The 20,925-nt window shown below is 40.5% G+C and carries 20 protein-coding genes; 12 read left to right on the top strand and 8 right to left on the bottom strand.

Annotated elements, in window-relative coordinates; translation table 11 throughout:
- The first annotated feature begins 4 nt into the window (after positions 1 to 4).
- The 10 genes from R7P74_RS18200 (at position 5) to R7P74_RS18155 (ending at position 11,816) form a co-directional block, all read left to right on the top strand.
- Entirely contained in the window at positions 5 to 1,147 is a 1,143-nt protein-coding gene (locus R7P74_RS18200) for an ATPase, T2SS/T4P/T4SS family (protein WP_025634117.1), read from the top strand.
- A gap of 376 nt (positions 1,148 to 1,523) precedes the next feature.
- Entirely contained in the window at positions 1,524 to 2,171 is a 648-nt protein-coding gene (locus tag R7P74_RS18195) for a hypothetical protein (protein ID WP_025634121.1), read from the top strand.
- Between the two features lie 11 nt (positions 2,172 to 2,182).
- Positions 2,183 to 3,808, top strand: coding sequence for a hypothetical protein (locus tag R7P74_RS18190; RefSeq protein WP_318077548.1), 1,626 nt, complete (start codon positions 2,183 to 2,185; stop codon positions 3,806 to 3,808).
- Positions 3,809 to 3,825: 17 nt separating this feature from the next.
- Positions 3,826 to 5,388 (top strand): hypothetical protein, encoded by a 1,563-nt coding sequence (locus R7P74_RS18185; RefSeq protein ID WP_025634123.1) that lies wholly within the window; start codon positions 3,826 to 3,828, stop codon positions 5,386 to 5,388.
- Entirely contained in the window at positions 5,378 to 6,118 is a 741-nt protein-coding gene (locus tag R7P74_RS18180; protein ID WP_025634125.1) for a hypothetical protein, read from the top strand. Before R7P74_RS18185 ends, R7P74_RS18180 begins: the two co-directional genes overlap by 11 nt.
- Before the next feature lie 7 nt (positions 6,119 to 6,125).
- Positions 6,126 to 7,949 carry a GspE/PulE family protein gene (locus R7P74_RS18175; protein ID WP_025634126.1) on the top strand — a complete coding sequence of 608 codons (1,824 nt, stop codon included), beginning with the start codon at positions 6,126 to 6,128 and terminating at the stop codon, positions 7,947 to 7,949.
- 3 nt (positions 7,950 to 7,952) lie between these two features.
- A complete protein-coding gene (locus R7P74_RS18170) occupies positions 7,953 to 9,041 on the top strand; it encodes a hypothetical protein (RefSeq protein ID WP_025634128.1) in 1,089 nt (362 codons plus the stop codon).
- A gap of 101 nt (positions 9,042 to 9,142) precedes the next feature.
- Complete coding sequence (locus R7P74_RS18165; RefSeq protein WP_025634129.1) at positions 9,143 to 9,727, top strand: hypothetical protein; 585 nt, start codon at positions 9,143 to 9,145, stop codon at positions 9,725 to 9,727.
- Positions 9,728 to 9,838: 111 nt separating this feature from the next.
- The gene (locus R7P74_RS18160; RefSeq protein WP_139351514.1) at positions 9,839 to 11,254 is read left to right on the top strand and encodes a hypothetical protein; all 1,416 of its coding nucleotides are present in this window, start codon (positions 9,839 to 9,841) and stop codon (positions 11,252 to 11,254) included.
- Positions 11,255 to 11,318: 64 nt separating this feature from the next.
- Positions 11,319 to 11,816 (top strand): hypothetical protein, encoded by a 498-nt coding sequence (locus R7P74_RS18155; protein ID WP_025634132.1) that lies wholly within the window; start codon positions 11,319 to 11,321, stop codon positions 11,814 to 11,816.
- Positions 11,817 to 12,004: 188 nt separating this feature from the next.
- Here the strand turns inward: R7P74_RS18155 and R7P74_RS18150 are convergent, their stop codons facing one another.
- The 8 genes from R7P74_RS18150 to R7P74_RS18115 form a co-directional block, all read right to left on the bottom strand.
- Positions 12,005 to 12,355 carry a hypothetical protein gene (locus R7P74_RS18150; RefSeq protein ID WP_025634133.1) on the bottom strand — a complete coding sequence of 117 codons (351 nt, stop codon included), beginning with the start codon at positions 12,353 to 12,355 and terminating at the stop codon, positions 12,005 to 12,007.
- A gap of 10 nt (positions 12,356 to 12,365) precedes the next feature.
- Positions 12,366 to 12,770: a hypothetical protein gene (locus tag R7P74_RS18145; protein ID WP_138058895.1), complete on the bottom strand. Its 405-nt coding sequence runs from the start codon at positions 12,768 to 12,770 to the stop codon at positions 12,366 to 12,368.
- Positions 12,771 to 12,852: 82 nt separating this feature from the next.
- Positions 12,853 to 13,866, bottom strand: coding sequence for a recombination-associated protein RdgC (gene rdgC / locus R7P74_RS18140; RefSeq protein WP_025634137.1), 1,014 nt, complete (start codon positions 13,864 to 13,866; stop codon positions 12,853 to 12,855).
- Entirely contained in the window at positions 13,859 to 14,857 is a 999-nt protein-coding gene (locus R7P74_RS18135; RefSeq protein ID WP_025634139.1) for a hypothetical protein, read from the bottom strand. The genes rdgC and R7P74_RS18135 overlap by 8 nt, the downstream gene beginning before the upstream one ends.
- Before the next feature lie 13 nt (positions 14,858 to 14,870).
- The gene (locus R7P74_RS18130; RefSeq protein ID WP_025634141.1) at positions 14,871 to 17,432 is read right to left on the bottom strand and encodes a DotA/TraY family protein; all 2,562 of its coding nucleotides are present in this window, start codon (positions 17,430 to 17,432) and stop codon (positions 14,871 to 14,873) included.
- 8 nt (positions 17,433 to 17,440) lie between these two features.
- The gene (locus tag R7P74_RS18125; RefSeq protein ID WP_025634142.1) at positions 17,441 to 18,061 is read right to left on the bottom strand and encodes a hypothetical protein; all 621 of its coding nucleotides are present in this window, start codon (positions 18,059 to 18,061) and stop codon (positions 17,441 to 17,443) included.
- 2 nt (positions 18,062 to 18,063) lie between these two features.
- Positions 18,064 to 19,212, bottom strand: a complete 1,149-nt coding sequence (locus R7P74_RS18120) for a hypothetical protein (RefSeq protein ID WP_025634143.1) — start codon at positions 19,210 to 19,212, stop codon at positions 18,064 to 18,066.
- A gap of 11 nt (positions 19,213 to 19,223) precedes the next feature.
- Complete coding sequence (locus tag R7P74_RS18115) at positions 19,224 to 19,547, bottom strand: hypothetical protein (protein ID WP_025634145.1); 324 nt, start codon at positions 19,545 to 19,547, stop codon at positions 19,224 to 19,226.
- Positions 19,548 to 19,622: 75 nt separating this feature from the next.
- Between R7P74_RS18115 and R7P74_RS18110 the strand changes: the two genes are divergently transcribed.
- Both R7P74_RS18110 and R7P74_RS18105 read left to right on the top strand, forming a co-directional pair.
- Positions 19,623 to 20,141 carry a type IVB secretion system protein IcmW gene (locus R7P74_RS18110; RefSeq protein WP_025634146.1) on the top strand — a complete coding sequence of 173 codons (519 nt, stop codon included), beginning with the start codon at positions 19,623 to 19,625 and terminating at the stop codon, positions 20,139 to 20,141.
- A complete protein-coding gene (locus R7P74_RS18105) occupies positions 20,134 to 20,925 on the top strand; it encodes a hypothetical protein (protein ID WP_025634147.1) in 792 nt (263 codons plus the stop codon). The genes R7P74_RS18110 and R7P74_RS18105 overlap by 8 nt, the downstream gene beginning before the upstream one ends.

Below are 20,925 nucleotides of genomic sequence, written 5' to 3'. Positions count from 1 at the left end.
TACCATGAATGATATTCCATTAATACCTGTTTCAAGCGAAATGACACAAGTAGATATCGAAACTGTCATATGGAAAGCAATTGAGTACGGTGCTTCAGACATTTTAATAGACTGTAACTATCGAATCAGAATCGATGTAAACGGGCAAATCAGGGAAATCACTGATAAACAAATGCAACCTAACGCATGCCGTAATATTCTTGAATATATGCTCGGCACCAAAAAATCGCTGATTAACAATGTTAATGCAGCTACTCCTACGTTTTTTGCATTCGTTACCAAAAACCCCAATGATCAATCTCAGATTAGGAGTTTCCGCATTGCAGCTATTACCTCAAGGTCACTTGAATATGGAAAGACCTATAAGATGGTTGGTAGGTTGAACCCTAAAACACCAAAGGACGCAGAATCTTTGGGTATAGAGCCGGAGCTAGTCAATCTTGTAAAGCATAACCGTAAAGGTATTCTTATGTTTGTGGGAGGGGTAGGCACAGGCAAAACAACTACTATGGCCGGAATTGTAACTTCAGTGCTAAAAACTCCCAGCCTTGGTAAGCATATCTTAGTTTTTGAGGACCCACCTGAAATTAATTATGAGGGAGTAAAGATTGCTCCTGGTAACAGTATTTCAGTTCATGAAGTAGGTTCAGTTGAAACAGACTCCGATGTTCAAAGTTTTAATCAAGGCCTTGAAGCTGCTCTTCGTCTTCGTCCAGATATCATCGTTCAGGGCGAAATACGAAGTAAAGAATCAATCGAAAACGCATTTAACGCTTCTAACACTGGCAACTTCTTGATGGCTACAATACATGCAAACTCTTGCGAGACAGCGATGAGCCGCATCTACAATATGATAGATGGAGAGAATAAGCTGGCTGTATTAGCTGGTTTTATTAGTCAACTCTCTGGCATTGTCGCTCAGATACTAGTTAGAACTCTCGACGGTGAAAGGATTGCTGTTAGAGAAACCCTATATCTAACTGAAGAAATCAGAGAAGAAATGCTGAAGTGTAAATCTGACACAGAGATATCTGTAGTAGTAAGAAGGCACCTAAAGGAACAAGAGCTTACCTTTTCTCAACAAATCGCAAACCTATATCACAACAGTGAAATTGGGCCAGAATATCTCCTTATGGAATCAGAATAATGGAATATAAACCGAAGCTGGATAGAAAAGCGGTACAAAATGCGATGAAAAGACCACTTTTCCTACTTATGGACGGGTCTACTATCGTCCCGGTTTTGACATTGCCAATAATGTTCAGCTGGAACTACCTTAAAGCCATGTGTGTTTTCTATGTATTAATGTCTTTAATCTCTCTTACCAAAAGGACACCATTAGAGTTTTTTATACACCTCCTGTCAAAATACAACCAAGGCAACAACTTGCCATATCGAAAAAACGAAATTTGGAAGCCAGATAACCGATAAGAAATTGTTCTTATTCGTAGGTTACCTTACAGCTTCGTTTGTTGTTTGTTATCCGAAAATGACGTATATTTATCAAAATAATAGGGGTTACTATGATGAAATTAAGATTAATTTTACCTTTACTCGTGATGAGTAGCGCGCAAGCGGGGGTTGTATTTACTGAATACGAGTCAGATACCGCTTATGGTTTAAACGACATCCAATCTAAAGTCGGTTACCAAAATAAATTACCTGCTCACGAAATACTGAATGCTTTAGCACCAGCTGGTTGGCGGGTAAATATTGGACCAGGCATCTCTTCCCACCAATTAGCCTGGGTACCTTCACCTAATTGGCGCAGTGCTGTTGCTAAGATACAGGAACTAAATTCCGGTATTTATATTGTTCTAAATGAACAAGAACGAGTGTTGGCTGCATCCAAAAATCGTGAACACCTTACGTACCTTCAGACACGAACACCAAAACTCTGGACATTAGACCCTAAACTGTCACTCAAAGAGAACTTTGAGGTTTGGAATACAAAGTCCAATATCGACATTATTTGGGGCTCTAAATACGACTTCCCTGTTAAATCACGTTCGGTATTGATTGGTGACCTAACAGGAAGAGACGGAGTCTTAGATAGAGTGCTTAAGGAGACGTTAAAAACAAAAGAACCACTGTGGATTAGTTACAGCCCTGAAATTGGTGCTGCTCATATCCTAAAAGGCGGTTCTACTGAAAAAGGGACTTACCAGTAATGAACAACACATTGAAACTTAAAGCTCTCACACTAACCATTATCGCGCTTGTCAGTGGTTGTAGTACTCCTGGTAAAGATGCCAATAGAGTTGCGACAGCACAGGCAGACGCTGCCACTGAGACGATTCAAAAACACAGACTTAAACCCGGTATAGATCAGAGCGTCTACAGCGAAGACAATAATTACGTTATTCTTGGGGAACCTTTCAAGTTAAAAGAAAGGCAAGACCTTCCAGAGATTTTTCTTACCCCGAGTAAATTCATGTCATATCGCTCTAAACCCCTTAGCGACACGATTGACTATTTGAACAATAAGTATGCCTCGTATGGGGTTTACATTAGCTTTACTAGCGACGCTATCAAGTATCTTAACCAAGACTCTGGAAGTTCCAAAGCAAGCGGTGGTACAAGTGATTCTACTGGTGATGATTTAGACGTTTCGGCACTTTATACAGATACGAACAAAGGGTCACTATTAGATGGCGCAAAAGTGTCTATTTCCCTGAACTTTGAAAAGCACGTTGCTTTAAAGCAAGTGTTGGATGCTATCGCAGCAAAAACCAACCTATGGTGGAAATACCAATCTGATGGTCGTGTATCCTTTTACCGACAAGAAACTAGACACTTTCGGATCGACCAATATGCTGGTAGTACAACTTTAAAATCAAGTATCAATTCGTCTACTAGCGGTGGTCAGCAAGGCGAGGGGACAAGCTCTCAAACTTCGAGTTCTCACTCATATTCATTTGACCGTGACCTAGGGAAACCAATGGACCAACTCCTCAAGGGGATTAAATCCATTGCTTCTGAAGATGCAAAAGTAGAAGTGTTACCTGCACTAAGTATGGTTGCTGTAACTGACACACCTCGAAAGCTGCGAATTGTTGAGAACTTTATTGATGAGTCAAATTCTACTGCTGGAAAGATGATCAGGCTCGATATAGAGCTATGGGAACTGATCACTACAGACGAATCAAATTACGGCATTGAGCAATCTATTAAATACGCTAAGAATGACTTCGAACTTAAAATCGATGGAGTTCCAGTTGGTGATGCAGCTAAGTTAGGTGGTTTAGGGCTGAGTATCGGTGATGGTAGCTTCAAAGGCACTGAAATGGCATTGAAGGCTCTTCAGGGGACTAAATCTCTTTCGCTTAAAAAGTCAATTACGACAACTGTACCAAACAATGATGTTATTCCAGTCCAGTTCGTAAATGAAAAGAAATATGCGGATAAAATCGACCAAAGTGTATCTGGTGATGTTGTAACACAATCTGCAAGCACAGATACAACAACAAACGGTATTGTTTTCTTAGCTTCACCACGTGTTAACTCAGATGGAACAATTGCTGTCCGTATCGTAACTGATGTAAGTACCTTAAATGCAATTGACCCACTAGAAGTTGGTAATACACAACTTCAACTAACAGACAGAACTGTTACTGCCATGGTTAGCGCTAGAAATATCCGTTCAGGCGAAACAATGGTTATGACTGGGTTCGAGCAAGTGATTGACAATGGCCAAAACCAGTCAGTTCTAGGCGATTTGCTATGGATGTTTGGTGGCAATGACTCTAATGCTAAAACACGCTCAGTGATGCTAGTAATTATCACGCCTCATATCGAAAAAGTTTAACCCAATTAGGTCCTTTTATGCAGTCACTAGAAGAACTTGGATTTGATAGGCACTACATCGGTTTAGATTGGTACGAGGTTTCAGAATCCGATAAGACCATCCATATCAAAAATCTGGTTAACAAATACGACGCTACAAATGCAGTAATTGTTGAAGGGTCAACAATTGATGATGCACCAAAATCAACAATCGGTTTCGCTCAAAGCATAACGACAAAATACTACAGCGCGGCGGCAATCGTCGCTCGCGCTATTTGTGTCGATCACCCGAATGCTTTCTTCATACAAAAGCTACCATCCGGTAAATATTGGTATCTTTTGGTAATTGATAAGTGCCCAGCTGGTGGTGAGAATGATTTGGTATTTGAAACGGTGGAAGAAGTTATCCAACAGATCTTCGACCATTATCAAATGTACGATCTTCATCACGTAAAATTACGCTATGTAGTCCCTAATGAGATAACAGAAAATATCTCAGAACTATTTGAAGAGTCACGTTCAGAGTACCAACAGCACTCATATGACGTCATATGTGAAGCTGTACCTAATGAAAAGTTCGCTCAAATTCAAACAATTGAGCAGCTACTCAACACAAACCCCCTATCAAAGATAAAACCATCCCACATCGTATTTGTGGCTCTTGGAATTATATTTTTGATAGGTGTGCAGGTATATAAATCTAACTCCAAGCAAGAGTATGTAATTCCTGACATAGATTCAATGGTGAAGAAAGCATCAAGCAGTACTCTAGCTAAGCAAGCTGAAAACGATTTGAATCATAAAAAAATCGAGAGAATAGACAAGGCAAATGCAACTAAAGAGGAAGCAAAATGGCTTACTCAACGTTTAACCGCATCAGATCCTAAAAAGGTCATTTTGAACCTTAAAGCCTATATTAACTCTCTTCCTGTTGATGTTGGTGGATGGTTCCCAATGACTGTCGATCTCGTTACCAAAGGAATCATTACTAGAGACTCATCAACAGTAGACAAACCAGCAGACCAAGAGTTTTTTCATGAGACGACCGTTTTGTGGAAAAACGGAGGGACAACGGTTGCCAATTTTAGAGACAACATCGAATTCGATGGAACTATCACTTATTCACTCTCTGGAGAAGAGATTACTACGTCTCAAATAGTACCGCTTCCTAAACCAGACCATTATTTTGATGAAAGTGACGCTTTTATCTTCATAAAGGAAACTCACGGCCACTACCTAGACTTACTAACCTTCATTCAGCAACAAGCAGAGAAGACACAAGGAAGACTGTACGGAGCGATTTCAGCAAACCGCAAAACAGAAAGGGAGATCCCTTTTAAAAACGAAACATATTCCACTGAAGTAAGAAACCCACAAATAGATTACACCGTTGTGAATGTACAACTTTCGTTAAGTGGGTTTGGTTGGGCATTTAACTATTTGGACCAACTAGCTAACGATATCGACAAATTTAAAAGCATGATTATACAGAGCATTTCGATAAATCTGGAAACAGAAGAGATCGTTCTTAAGATGCAGTACATACACGAAAGTAGCATTCTTAATCAACAAGACAAAGAGGTTTCATTACGTGAAAATTAATACTATTACCCTATGCATCGCGACCCAATTGTTGAGCTTTACAACTTTTGCAAATGATCAATCCGGGCAGACTTACCAAGACATCCAAAAACAACGAAGCCTCTCTATAGAGGAAAACAAATCACTCTCGCAAAATGAGTTGATACGAGCCCAAAAAGAGCATGCTAATAAGATGTTAATGCTTGACAATCAGTATCAGCAGCTTTTGATAGAAAATAACAAATTACTAAACGGTGGGCCTGAACCGAAAAAAGAGAAGGCATCGGATGAAGAGCGTTTAGCAAAATTCCAGGAGGAGACTAGGACAAAGCGTAGAGCTCAACGAGAAGCTGAAGTTAATGCTCTGCTAAACGAAATGGAAAAACAAATCTTCGTTACAGATATTTATGAGATAGCTGGTCAGTTGAAAGGTGAGTTTTGGCATAAGGGGGCTATCCAAACTTTAAAAGAAGGGGAGAGCTTTGGGGACTGGTATGTAGATTCACTGTCATTTCAAGGCGCTGTAGTCATGCCTTTCGATTATTCAACTCACAAAATGGACAAATCAAGAGCACGACATATCACGGTTAAAACCTCTGACGAAGCAATTGACCGCTTTAAGAAAGCGCAAACATTCCGAGACCGTATTATCGAGCAGAAGATTGGGGAGCTTTCAGAATCAAGTATGTTTGGAGCCCCGGCGCCTACATTAATTAATGACTCTCCCTCTCAAGGTTTAATGTTCAAGTGAGAATTTCATGACTAGTACTAACTTAGCAGAGTATAGACCTGCAACCAGCATTGTAGAATCCAGCGCAAACGAATACGACATTTTGTCAGATTCAATTTCTGGTGATTTAATAAAATACTTTGGTAGTCGTAGTAGCTCTAGTTCACACTTCTTTAACGACTTAACATACGACACTAGAGAACAACTTCCTTGGGCCTTAGGTGGTATCATTGACAAGGACAAAGTGGCACATCCAGCTTATGGTAAAAAATTCCTTATTTCGGATGGCCATATTCAAGGTATGGATGAAGGATACAACTACCTTACCGTCTTAATGACAGAAGACTTTTCAAAGTCAATCACACAAGTTCGAGCGACTATCAGAGATGATTTGGGATATACCGATCATACTCATACAAAAGTCATTAATCTTAAGTGCTCAGAAGACCTAATCCTATTACTTGCTGATGTCATCTTCATGGGCTCTGAAGAAAACCAATCTAAAGATGATGAGGGCAGAAGTTTTAAAGCGATCACTGCGTCTGTTTTAGAATCACACCCTGCAACGTCAGACATTCACTTTGAAGTATCTAATATACCTGGCAACACGTTAGTACGTATACGTGTAGATGGCGATTTAATTGATTTCAAAGAATATACATACGATAGGCTTTACGAGACGGTTGATGTTGCTTACAACATCATCGGTGGGGATGAAGCATCCGGCTCTAGCATCCAAGGTAACAACCTAAGCTGGAAAGAACCTCAATCTGGTAAATTTATCTACACGTATAACAATACTCAAATTGAAATGCGTGTTGAATTTGCACCAAGAGAAACTGAGGGCGGTGGAGATCTAGTATGCAGGATTACCAGTAAAGGGGAGAAATCCTCTATAAGAAAGCTAGATAAAGCTGGATATCACCCAGTTCAAACGCTGTTGATTAAAAAACACTCCAGTAAAAAACAAGGAAATATACTGTTTGCTGGTGTTACAGGTTCTGGTAAGACCCAGTCCATGTATTCAGTTATCGATTACTTACAAGACCTGTACAAATCTACTCGGAAGTTTGTTACTGCCGAAAACCCTATCGAGATGAACTTAGAGGGCGTTTCACAAGTTAACTTAGAAGATAACTCTAGCGCTTCTGATAATGAAATGAACACATTAACCAAGCAGTTTGAACGAATTTCCGAAAGCTTCATGCGACTAGACCCAGATATCATGGGTACAGGAGAAATACGTTGCTACAATTCAGCAAAATTTGCAATTGAATCTGCCCGAACTGGCCATGTATGTTTCTCAACAATACATGCCGCATCTTCTTGTGATGTACCAGGTCGCTTGGACGGTTTCGGAGTAGCTAGATCAGTCTATCAATCATCAAACACCCTAACTGTCATCATTGCTCAGTCTTTAGTACGAACCGTGTGCCCGTCCTGTAGTCGAAGTTATGATGAGCTTCCGAATAACTCTCCATTAGTTTATTCATTAATACAAAGCTTATCTTCCCTAGAGTTACTTGAGTACCTGCCGAACATACGTTTCGCAAAGCAAGGTGGGTGTGAAGAGTGTAATTATTCTGTAGATGGCCGTGTTGGACGAACACCTGTAGCTGAAGTCTTGGCGCCAGATCAAACAATCAGAAACCTATGGGCTAAAAACGAAGATGATTTGGCTAAAGCTCATTGGCTAAACACTGGTGGTTTTACTAAGTTAGAGCACGCAATTTATAAAATGTGCAAAGGGGTATTGGACCCTGAGATGATAGAACGTGAAATCGATCAACTTGTGGTCTCTCGATTAGATCGTGAAGAGCTAAATGTTTCTCTCTACCACCCAGAGGTTTAATTAATGGAAAACGATATTAACCAAAAGTTGCTCAGAATAAAGAGTCAATACCTTAGTGATGACTTCATTGATACCTTAAAGCTAAAGTATACAAACTTTCGTGTGGGCTCAAAGAGAAAGTCTCAACTTCTAGAGAAAATTGCATCACGTTTAGCAGATGGTGATTCAATCGTAAATGTATTGGACTCCCTCTATGAAGCATATAAGTCCCAACAACCAAAATCCCAAGAAACAAAGTTCGTAAAATATCTTGCAGACCGGTACCGATACAGACCAGTTATCTCATACATGCTCGCACCATTCTTTGATAAAACCACTATTGGAGTTGCTTACGCAATCGAGAAGAAAACTGCAGCATACAAAGTAATACGCATATGTGTCAGCCAATTACAAAGAAAACAACAAATGAGAGGTGCTGGCTTTTTAGGAATAGTCGGTCCAATTATAGGTGTTGGTTTGATTATGTTGATTTGTAGTCTTGCACACTTATACATCTATGCTGTGCTGTTTAAGGGGCTTAATATAAAACCAACTCCTATTATGACATTTGCAAGAGAGTTTACAAAAACTGTATACGAGCTAAGCCCATTTATTACAGGCACATTGGTGATATACGGGACCTGGGTAGTTTGGAGTTTACCCAATCAAATTAATCGGAGATTAACTAAATTACCACCTTGGAATGTTGTTGACGCGATTAATTCCGCTATAACCCTACAAACATTCAATGCTCTTTTGAAAGTCGGGATGCCCTCTTCAGAAGCACTAAAGCTTGTTGGTTCCCACTCAACGCCATATGTAAAACATTGGTGCCAAAAAATGCGTCTTAATATGATTGGAGGAAAGAGTGAAGGGCAAGCACTCGCCTGTGATTTCTTTAGTAGAGAACCAAGAATTGAGATTGAGTCGTATGCTACAACCTCTGACTTTACTAATAAACTAGACGATATCACCGAAGAAGTATTTGCTAACACTGAAATGCTAGTAAAAAAGCTTACGACAGGGATCATGCTCGGTTGCATGATGGCAGTTTTAACTGTAAACGCCATAGTTGGCCTTTCTATTTCTTCAATTGGTCAAACCCTTAACTAAGTTTGATAATAAAATTAACAAATTGTGAAAACCATATTCCACTTGATTGATATATGCCAATCATGTATAAAATCCAATAGCTTTCAAAGAGGAAAATAGCTATGTTATTTAAACCAAAAAAACAATATTCAAAGAAACTAAACCGCGTTCATGCAAAACGTAAAGGTGCATTTCTATCTACAGAGCTTCAATTAGTCCTGGCATTCGTGGGCATTATGGTTGTCGGTATTGCTACAACTATGGGGGATTCAGGTGCGGGTAAACTTGTTGACGATGCTGAGTCAGCTCTACTACAAGCATCGGACGAACTACGACGTACAGTGGGTGGCTTTGGTTCATACGCATCTGTTAACAACACTGACTGTTACGACAAAAACATCTGGCCTTCAAGCTGGTTAAGTGCAACCCAAGATGAATTTACCACACCTTTTTCTGATAATGGCTTGACCTGTGGAAGCGTAGACACCGCGACTAACCGTGATGGGATTACAACTACTGGTACAGGTAAATTCTTCACTTTCACTTTCTCAAATGTAGAAACAGATCAGTGTAACCTACTCGTTGGTCGTGTATTCCAAAACTTCGTTGAGATCCAGGTTGAAGGTACGCGAATTGATGGTAATGACACTCTTAAAACACAGTGTGCATCTGGCGATGAAGTAGCAATCACATTCATCAACCGTTAATCATTATTAATAAGAGTGGCCAATATGCTGCCTAGAACCTCAATCAAAAGACAAAGAGGCTTTTTCCTTCAACTTGGCATATTGGCCTCTACTGTCGCTTTAAGTATCATCATGTCCACTTACCTCATGATGAAAAGTGATCAATACGAATCTCAAGTAGACCAACTTCAAGGGCAGCGTATAGCAACGCTGCTTCATGCTATCAAGAATGCCTCAAGACAAAGTGGCTCATTAGCCCAATGGAATCAGCCGGGCCAACCCTTCCAAAACGGTGCTGAGCACATTGGAACAATGTGGTTGAAGCCAAACACCTGTGGTGGTACCCAAACATCTGAGTTCCTATTCTGTGACTTCGAAGATTCCCCTAGAATTGGGGATAACATGCAATACAAAACTGAAGTTACAAATGATGGAACCCAGGTCGAACTCAAATTAACTGTCTCAAATACTGCTGAAACTCGGGGATTTGACTTCTCTGGTGAAAACGGAGTCAAACGTTCATGTACTATAGCCCGAATTGCTGGTGGAGGTTTGGCAAACCTAAATTCAGGCACCTCAATCTCGCAAGTGGATTGCGACTTTGATACAGGTATCATTACTATGGATATCACTTGGGGCACAAGCTTCTCTGATGACCTGAGTATCCATGGTACAAACTCACCGTTAGCTACAATCGACTGGAATGGACAGGATGTCGATAATATGGACCGCCTTGAAGTATCTAGCATTGTGGACCGAGAAAACCCTGTATTTAGACTCGATTTGAATGGAACCAGCAACCTCAACAACCTCAACGTTAATTCCATAGACGCGAACTCCGGTACTATTGACACGTTACGCTCCAATTCTGCAAACTTAACTAGTGTTCGCGGCACTGACCTTGATTACGATAACGCTGACATTGATCGTGCTGATATTAATAGAGCTGACATCAATAACGGCGATATAAATACAGCTAGTATAGGCTCAGCAACAATAGACCAAGCTACAGTACGGAATAGAATCAACCAAACCAACTCATCGCAAATGAATAATTTCGCAGGGGGCTTGGCAATCGGTACTGGTTCAAACATATCAACTCTAGAGAATGGCTCTCTTTATGTCCCTGGAGCCGTTGTTGATTTCAATGACCCCTCAATGTTTTTTGACCCAAATGGCGTTTCTCGAACAAGAGACATTCGTTTGACATCGAGAGGGGGTGTAGCTCTCTCAAACCTAACAAGTAAATATGTTCACCAAGGTTCCGCTACAATAAACGGAGTTGGTGCAATTAAAGGTGTAAATTGTGGTGATGGTGCAGGTTATGCGGCAAATAGAATTGTTGTAGACTGGCAAGATAGTAAGCGTTACCACTCAGCGAACGGTGTAGTCGTATCTGACTATTCATTAAACCGAATCGGTGTTACAAAAAATGCATCTGGCTCACAATTTCTTGTCCGCCTTTACTCGTATAATTTCAAAACTAAACTTTGGGAAACACCTAGAGAAAACCGAGCACTAGCAACTATCTATTGCTATTACCCTTAAATATCTTCCCTTCCAGGGCATACCAAACTATAATATATTATAGACTAAGCTTAAGGTATGCCCTATGAACCTACTTCTTGCTATCTTCTTTGGAATTCTTCGTACTCCGGCTCTACTTTTTTATGTAACTACAGGAGTCGTTCACTACGTAATGGGCAAGCTCGTAAGGACGGTCCTAATCCCTTTATCATACGTAACAGAGAAACTCCTTAAACCCAATCACTATCTAATCGGCCTTGGTGGCCTTTTAATACTATACAAAGGATATGAGTATCTACGTGCTATAGCAGTATCAATTGCTGATACAGAAGTGTTTCTATATATGCCCGTTTGGTTACTAAGTTATCTTGAGTTTAGTGATGTACCATTTGATAGGCTAGGCTTGCCGGGTGCACAAAGACCACTTACAGAATCAATGTTAGATTTCGAGCAGGTATTGTTTGGTAAATTCGATGTAATTGATTTGTACTTGGTCTGGTGGTGGTTCTTTTTAGGGAGTCAACTAGGGCTTTACATCTACTATGCAGTAAACAGGCTTTTGAAGACAATGAACCTCGATTAAGACAATGAAAAAAGAGCCATTATCTGAATTAGTCTGAATGCAATCTGTGAGTTTCTTTATCTCGATGTGACTAGGTCTGACAGGTTGCCCTTAATCGGCTCTGTCCAATAGTTTGCTAGAGATTGAATGACTTTCTAATGTTCTCTATAGCTTGAGTGCTATACATAACCATATTTTCCCCTTGGTCGTTATACAGTTCCAATTTTCTTGATTTTAAAGTGTGGATTAGTTGCCAGCTTTTTATCTAGTCGAGGTGCTAACCACTCTTTAAACGCTTTTTTCCGTTCAGCTTTTCTAACATCTTCCACAGCAAATACTTTGTATTTTGCTTGGTTTTTTGGCTCGCCAAGCCACTTCTTGATAGCTGAATCTGTCCACAATCGATCTGTTTTTAGTCGAGTTACCGTAATCCAGTTTTTCGACCACTCAACAAAACGCTTTCGCTCTTTGATAGCTCGAATCTCTTGTTGGCTTTTAACCCAATTGGGATCGACAGCAAACTGCTTGTGGCCGATAAACCTACCGCGAGGCTTAGGCATCCTTTTCCCCCTACGACTGGTTAGATGGTTCACGGACTTTGAAGCCGTTTGGTCTAGTTAGTGAAACGGCATCACCAACCCTAGATACATTCCATGTTTCAATTAAGTTAACTTGGTCGTTTATAACTCGCACTTTGATGTTTTCATTTTCAGGATCTATTTTGATGCAATTATTGCCTCCAACTGAATGAGAGTACCCAAACAACCAATTTACGGACTCGTTGGGGCACTCTTCGAATCCATGAACATAACCAATTTCACTATCATCAATCTGTAGCTCAGCTACAGGTGAGATGTAGATAGTAATATCAGCCATTTGCTCATTGACCATTTCGTTATAATCATCTACAAGGTCACAAGCACTCAAAAGAGGCAGTGCGATAGCTAATGTTAATATGCTTTTCAATTTCATCATTTCCCCTTAAATTACGTTTCTTGTTTTCAGCTCATCTACGTGGCGTTCTTCACGATAAACACGAGATCATGGCCCTTATACATCAATCAATGCTTTCAACAAATCCCTCTATTAGCTCAGATGTATTCGATTGTGCACCACCAGCGAATCCAGTTGAGCTATTTAATGAAGGTAAGATTTCTTTTATAAGGTTCAATATTGACAGTCGAGTTAAAGTGTAGGAGGTCATATCTTTAACTCTTTTTGCTTCCATCTCCTGGGCGGGATTATTGATCTCCATTTCCTTATTGGCCGTTTTTATTTTCTCTTTTAACAGCCCTAGTTGCTTGATCTTAGAAAACTTTAATTCGTTATTAACAGTAAACCCTAAAGTGGCGTTCCATTCGCAAGATAGTTGAAGTGGGCGCTTTTGCGCTAGTAAATTAGCATTGATTTCATCTGACTCAATATCCTGGTTACTGTATCTCACCTTGTTCGCACCGTTCGCTCTATTCTCAAATGCAATATCACCATTTTTAATTGCCAACGTAGGCGGTAACTCCAGGCTGCTAAGCCAACTAGTAAATACACTCGAAACATCATTATTAACTGTTAGCGGGCTCGCAGGAAATGTTTTGAATGTAAGCTTGAATAAATCAATAATCGCTTCAACTTCTTTGTTTCCACTTGAACCGATAAAAAGAAACTTTAGCTCAGTATTAAACCAAACAATGATATCTTTGAAACGTGTAAGCGATTTCGGTATAAGAAGGTTTTCACACATTTCACGTAAATTCTTGACATCTTGTGAAGAAACCTTGGCATTTACTCCCCATGTCCTGGGGGAATCTTGTGCAAGCTGAATCATTTTCTGCCTGACAGCTTCGTCCAATGTACTAGATGCAACAGACCTAAAGCGCTTTTCTATACGAAAAATGTAATCGTTTTCTAGCTTAATGTAAGGTTTATTTGATTGCAGTAACTCAGCCCAGCCATATTTAGTCTTAATCGCACCAGTCAAAGGCTTCGCTTTCAGTTTCTCAAACATTTCAGAGTGCAGATTTGGGTCCAAGTTGAAGTCTTCAGGTAACTTGTAAATCACAAAGGTTTTAAACATGATTTACCTCGGCTTTATTGGAAAGTGGCAGTAAACGCATAGGATCTTTTTTGATGGCAACTAAAAATGAATACACAGAACCAAAGCGATTGGTGTCATATTGCCAATATAAATGCAGGTAATGAAAATAGATAAAGGAAGTAAATGCACTTAGCAAGGTCAAATACATGGATGTCATTAGGTAACTAAATTGAACCTCCGAGGTTACTATCGTTACAATAATGAATTTGGCAACACTGTTTACAGCGAAGAAGCAAAAAGCCAATACGAAAAATAGCGTTAGCCAAATAGACAGCTGTAGGTTTCTGGCTTTGCCTTCAACCTGTTCATCATTCATGTCGAAACCAGCTTTAACAACCTCATCGAAAGGTACAAGATTGAAGTGTACGGGGGTCTCCATGAACGGAACCATTTTCATATGGGCGGGGACAGCTCTAACAAGTTCCATGTACGTAGTTGGCTTCACTTCGGTACGCTGAATGGTTAAATCATACCGTCCATCTTCCCCTTTTTTTAAAATCAAACGGTTCGCTGATTCAGAGGCTGTCAACTGAGGTAGATGAGGGCTAATTTCAAGCATATCGTTTGCTAGCTGCTCATTAGAATCACTGGGACGCTCCTCGTGTTTTAGAACCAACAAACGATTACTGTCTTTCTTAAAATCAGGAACACTTCCATTAGCCTCTGAAAACACACTCGATTCAAACAAGCTATAACCATGTTTCAGTAGGTACTCTCTATTGACTTCGGTGTATGAGTCTAGATAAGGCAGGGACGTTAAAGGGTCAAAAGATTGCTGATAATCTCTTGCAGACTTTATTTCATTTAGTAGGCCTCCAGGGAGCCTGTATTCATTATGAATACTCTCCAGAGCTCTATCTATAGGGGTTATATGAACCCACTCAGTCCAAAACCTCAGTCTAAACATATTCCATGTCCAATCATTTGGGGTCTTGCTTGTGGCGTTTTTAAAAAAAGTTGAAAGTATCATAGATTACATAGTCCTATTTGCTTGCACTTGGTGGTCGTTCAGACTTTTCACCATTTCCTGTGTTTCCATTTCCGTTATTACCACTGCCATTATTACCATTGCCTTGCTGATCCTGTTGAGGTTGTTGTTTTTGAAGTGAACCATTAAAAGCATCAGACATTTTGTTGAAGGTACCATTCGTTGCTGATAGGTACTGATCAGAATCACCAAATTGACCAATAGCATCTGTAGCAACCCAAGACATTAAATTGTTGGCAAATAAGTTCGGAGCTTTTAGACAATAAACAAGTAAACCAAATAGAACGATTGGATATCCTCCTGTAAGCATCACTAAATCAAAAAGATCCCAAGAGGAGGGTAGGTTAACTCCAATGGACTTCCACCAAACGCTATTAAGGAAAGCTAAGCTGAGGTTACACATTGCAAAACCAAGCATTAATCCAATTACATGAAGAGTCGGCCTCAGGAATATGGCTCCGTAGAGAGCTGCCATTCTTAGACCATGAACAGCCATTAGCCCTTCACCTGCAGCAGAGGCTAATAAAGCACTGCCCAGGGCAATGCCTGCCAGAGCTTCGGCACAAATGATGAAAAAAGCGGTAACAACAAATAGGAATGTAATTATTGGCACCATTGGCAATACATTACCTAGAATAAAAGCACCGATAAGGCTAGATACAACCAGTGGAGCGACTGTTTTAACGAAGAAGGCCAAAGGTATAGCGAATGGAGCTGACAAAGCAGAACTCTCGAGGGCACCTTTGATGACATCTGCGCCTTCAGTTGCCAATACAACGATGTACCAAATGTTCTTAAGCGCTTCACCTAACGTAGATAATAACGCCAAAGCATTTGTAGACCCTGTAACGTCGAATAGAGCTCCATCATAGTCAATGCCGCTCATCCCTGGCGTTTCTATTGCAGATGCCAGATTACCATTATAATTACCAAGGCTTAGAGCTGAGCTTAATATTCCGGAAGCAACAGATACTATTGCAGACTCGTTGCCAGTCGCCGCTGCTTTTGCGTTTTCATTTGTCGAGTGAACGGCCATTAGTGCGGACCAGTTATTCAACTTCTGCGCCTCAGGCCAATCTGATTTTATGTCTCCACTCATTGCAAGTTGTTCAGTTAAGTCCCAAGTGAACTTTGGAAAATTGCTTGCCAGCCAATACGTCTTACATTCGTTTGCTTCATCTATTTCATCATCAAGAGATGAATCGAAAAGGTTTATACTTGGAATCCATGAGAATACAGAACGGCAGAAACTGGTTCTTTCCGGTATATTTGTACTCATTACATTGTCTAATGAAAAACCTACTCCAGATGAAGCTAATTGCATCATTCCATTCATACGGCTAAACGCTAGAGGAGCCATCATCCAGCCCCCTTCTGTTAATTCTTCGACCAGCGAGGATGAGCCTGATATGCTGATATTCGCTTTAGAACTACCGCAACGACTTGCTTCATATTGACCCTGCCAAGACTGAGATAACTCCCCCATATAACCGCGCTCTACAACTTTAGACTTACACATTGCTAAATCAACGTGCGCTTTGAATAGGTTTTCAGCTAACTCTTTAGAGCCTAATTCATTGAGTAAATATTCACGATAATAAGAGTCATCACTTCTTCGCATTGCCGTTACATATTTTGATAAATCTGCGTTCTTCAGCCGCGATAACATACTCGATACAAGCGTGTGTAATTCTGACATGAAAGTGAACGTAGCCTCTGTACCGTAGTAGTTCGAGTAATATGCAAGCTTTTGCTCCACTGATGAGCTAGCAGTAGGTTTACGGGCGAAATCAAACCTGATTGAACCACAGGCTCCTCCACGAAATTCTAAAATAGCGCCAGTATTTTCAGCCCCATTCTTTCCTATAGGCTCATCGACATAATTAAGAGAAGAAGAAGACCCGCTTGAATTAGGGTACATTGAGCTGATTCGTGAAAATGATGGAAATGAGTCGGTTGGGAATATGCTAGATGTCCCATTTGAATTAATCGATTTTAAAGTGAATTTTCTATCATTTGAGCTTTCAAACAACTCAGCACAAGAAAGCATAGAAACCATAGTTTCTCCAACTGAGAACACTTCACCTACATTCGTAGACGCTATTTGCGCTCCAGTATGATTCACATAATCATTTACTCCAGCTTTCCAGAATACATCAGCTGCTCCCGCACCATGGACGATTACATACATCCCAGAAGCTTGTCCTACCGATACAAAGGAACCAGCAGCATGAATCATAGGCGCCAATGACCCCAACGCTATTGCAATTCTTAATGGAACGTATGGTGACATTTTCCCAAAGACATGACCTGTAGCAGCAGCATTCATCATGATGTGACCAGAGTTATATATGACATTTATTGATCCATAGAGTAGGGCTAAGAAATTGAGCCCCCCCAACATGACCATTAAAGGCGTCAATGTCGCTTCTACACTCTGATTACCAAAAAGGTGATGTACCCAACCACCGAATAAAATTGCTAAAAAGTTTGTTGTCGACCCTGTCTGAACATGAGCCTCTATACAAGTAAGAGTAAAATCTGCACAAGTTGCCATAGGGGACCTCAGTTCATGGTTGCAGCTGTGATAGTGTTGCTCAGTGATTGATAGAAGAAATCGATGTACACAAGGAAAATTCCGAACCCCATATGAACAACAATATGACTAAACTTAATTTGTCCTGACATCTGTGGATTGGCTAAGAGAGTTATTCCCATCACACCTCTGAAGTAAGATATAACTCCGTAAATAGACATGACCGCAAAACAAGCTCGTATAGCAATAGAACGAGTTTGCATCCCCGTTCCTACGGTAGAAACATTGACTAGGTTAGTAGCTCGCTGACTTATGTCATCAAACATTGCCGCAGAATAGGGAGTGCTAAAATCTAATCCTGAACCATGCCAAAATAGACTCCCCCAAGCAGCTATTCCTTCTCCAAATTTCCACATAAATGCTGAAGCTATAAAAACTGCCATTATCAATTTAGGTGAGGGAGGACTTCCATACATTTGGCTAACCATGGGGGACGACGTTCTTGTCCTCATGAGGGCAAGCCATAAATAGACACCCTGGACAAATAGATATAAACCCAGCCCCTGAGCTACTAGGATTATTCCATCAACTAAAATGACAAATTCATGCGTCAGAAACCGCTCTAGAACGTCAGTGACCTCTACAGCCATAATTAGTATTTCCTTGCATTTCCAGCTATTTCATTTAGCAGTTGAGTTTGTAAGCCTAAATTGAATTCGCTTGATAACTGGGAATCCAGTATATGACCCAGCAGAGCAAGGACCCTTGCATCAATTTGAGCGTTCATTCTTTGGACTTGTTCCACAGTGGTAAAATTAGCCTTGCAAGCTTGACCAGCTGGTGTGTTTAACCAATCATCCATTTCACGCTGGGTATTTACCATTGCGGCTTTGCGTGAATAACAAGACTTGTCACCACCATTTCCGTAGAGCTTTATTTGCTCAGGAGAGTTATAGAAATCAATATCAGCCTTTATTTGCTCAAGAATAGATTGAATAGGGCGCCCATTTTCATCACGAGGGTTGGTGAGCCCGTTAACTCTAAGAGCTGTATTAAATCCAGCTGTAGTTCTTAGATGACGTTTAAGCCATCGGTTGTAAGCCATCTTTGCATCTGCACCCGAGTTTTCATTGATAACTTGGTTATTCTCACCGCGGGGCATTTTATTTATTTCACCGGAGCTAAAAAGTACTTTAAGCATGGTGTCAGTGCGCTCTTTCTCATCAGTTGATTTGGAGTAGCCACCTTCACCCATGCCGGGTAAAACACCTTTTATATTTAATAAATCGAGTTCAACAGTATCTCCATGCGTAACGCCCTCTAAAAGTGATACAGACTCATCTGCTAATGATTGCAGCCCTGTTTCACATCTATCTCCTTCACAATCAATTTCATCTGAAAGCTGCACAGCAAAATCAAGGCTATTTGTCTGGGCTTCGCAATAAAAGTCATCTGTAGCTTCATAAAGTGCAGACACCGCTGCTATGCCATCACACATCAATGGTGAGGGTTCCATCTTTGCTTGAAGCTCAAGGTTAGAAGTTTCCGAAACACTGTTAGAAATGGCCTGTGTTGATGCGAGTTCGCGCATCGTATCTTGAGATGCTTTCCATTCCTCCATTAGTTCTGTCATTGTCATTTCAGAAATCTTTAAACCCTTTTCTTCAGCCCATAACATCGCATCTTGAGCACTTTGGCTGATTATCTGACCTAAGCCTGTTGGGTCTGTACAGATTACGGCGTTTGCTGTCCCTGGCAATAAGACCGCCAGGGATAAACTTAATAACGTTTTCTTAAACATTAGCGTGCTCTCTATAAATCAAACCCACCAATATCAAATGATAGGTCTTGAGTTGGTTGAGACGGTGAGTTTCCATCATTTGATGGTTTGGATGGAGTTGCTTCGTTGAATAGTTCGGAGAAGTCGAGTTCAGGCACTTGTGTATGTTCAATAGAATGACCAGTCTTCAACGCCCTATCCGTATTCAATGCGTATTCTGAAACACCAATTTGCAGACACATATGTTCGAACTTTGCATCGTTTAGTCCAACCTCGCGATTCGAGGCAGGGTGGTTTCTTAAGATATGCATTTGTGGGTCGACCAATGGGCCGATAATTGAGTTATTGAATTTCATTTCAACCTCTAATAGACTCGAAACTAATGTCATATTACAATAAAAAACAACATCAGCAAAACCCAAAAGTCACCTATGATTAGACTAACGTTCGATAAAAAATGGATAGATGAATACTGGCAAGAGGTTGAGCCAAAAGTAATGAGCAGCATTTCATCCTTTGAGGCCAGAGAAAGCTGGGTTGTTGAGGATCAGTCTCCATCATTAAGAGAACTTAATCGCATTGCTGAAAACCTACCTCAATTAGCAAATTTCCCATTGAATCAGGATGTGCAAGAGCAAGCCGATCGGTTACTCGTAATTTTGGGGTGCTTACCGCTAAAAACGTCTTTAGCTGCTTTTGGTTGGCTGGGGGCTTTTAGTCAAAACGATCACAAATGGAATTACATTGTCTCTATCCACGCGAACCAAACTCTAGCGAGTCAAAGTATAGAAAACCGAAACCGGTATAAGTTTGCCAAAATTCTTCACACAAGATTAAACCTCTTCAACTTTCTAATCGAATTCGACAAGCAATATATGAGTGAGGATGCAACTCGATTGGCACTGGCAACTCACAAAAGATTAATTCAGGAGAATACTAAGGATGGATAATAATAAAATTATTCGTTTTGCACTTCTAGCTTCAGTCATTGCAACTGTCACTCCCTTTAAGAGTGAAGCAGCAAGGGTATGTCGACAAAAAGTCTCATTGCCAGCACCTTCAGCTGGTATATGTGACGTAGATACAAGCAATCCTAAGATGGGAAACCCATTTGCTTATATAGACCCGACTCAAGGGTGTGATTTCTCTTTTAGTTTGCCAGGTCTACCTTCGTTTAGCCTCGATGGTTTACAAGGAGCTCTATGCGATACCATTCAGGATATTGGGCAGCAAGGCATTGACGACGCACTTGGCCCTGTACTTGATGCGATTCCAGATAGTGTAGACCTCGACCTAGATAATTTGATGGAAGGCATCTTCGATGATCAAATTGAGATGCAAAGTAAATTTTGCCCTGTCTATGACGACAAGGGAAAACTGGTTTCGTACGAATGTGCGTCTGATGGGAATGGTGGCGGTGACATTATAGACATAGAAGACCCTGATCATGGAGACAGAGAATGTTATACACAAAATGGAATTACATACTGTAAGGATGATGAAGGAGAGGTAACTGAACCAGACCCAGAACCTTATGACCCTGAGAAAGACCCAACTTTGCCAATATGCTCAGAGTTAGACAGTTTCTTTGACTCTGAAGGTAACTTAATACCTTGTAGAAACGGTACAAGCAGACAAGCCGTTTACCCTCAATCTGAACAAAACCTTCCTAGTTCATCAAGAGATACCAACCAATCTACCAAACCAAAATGGGATGTGAAAAAAGGGTGGTAA

This window comes from Vibrio sp. 2033 (genome assembly GCF_033339735.1).
This window is presented reverse-complemented; position numbering and strand designations above follow the sequence as displayed.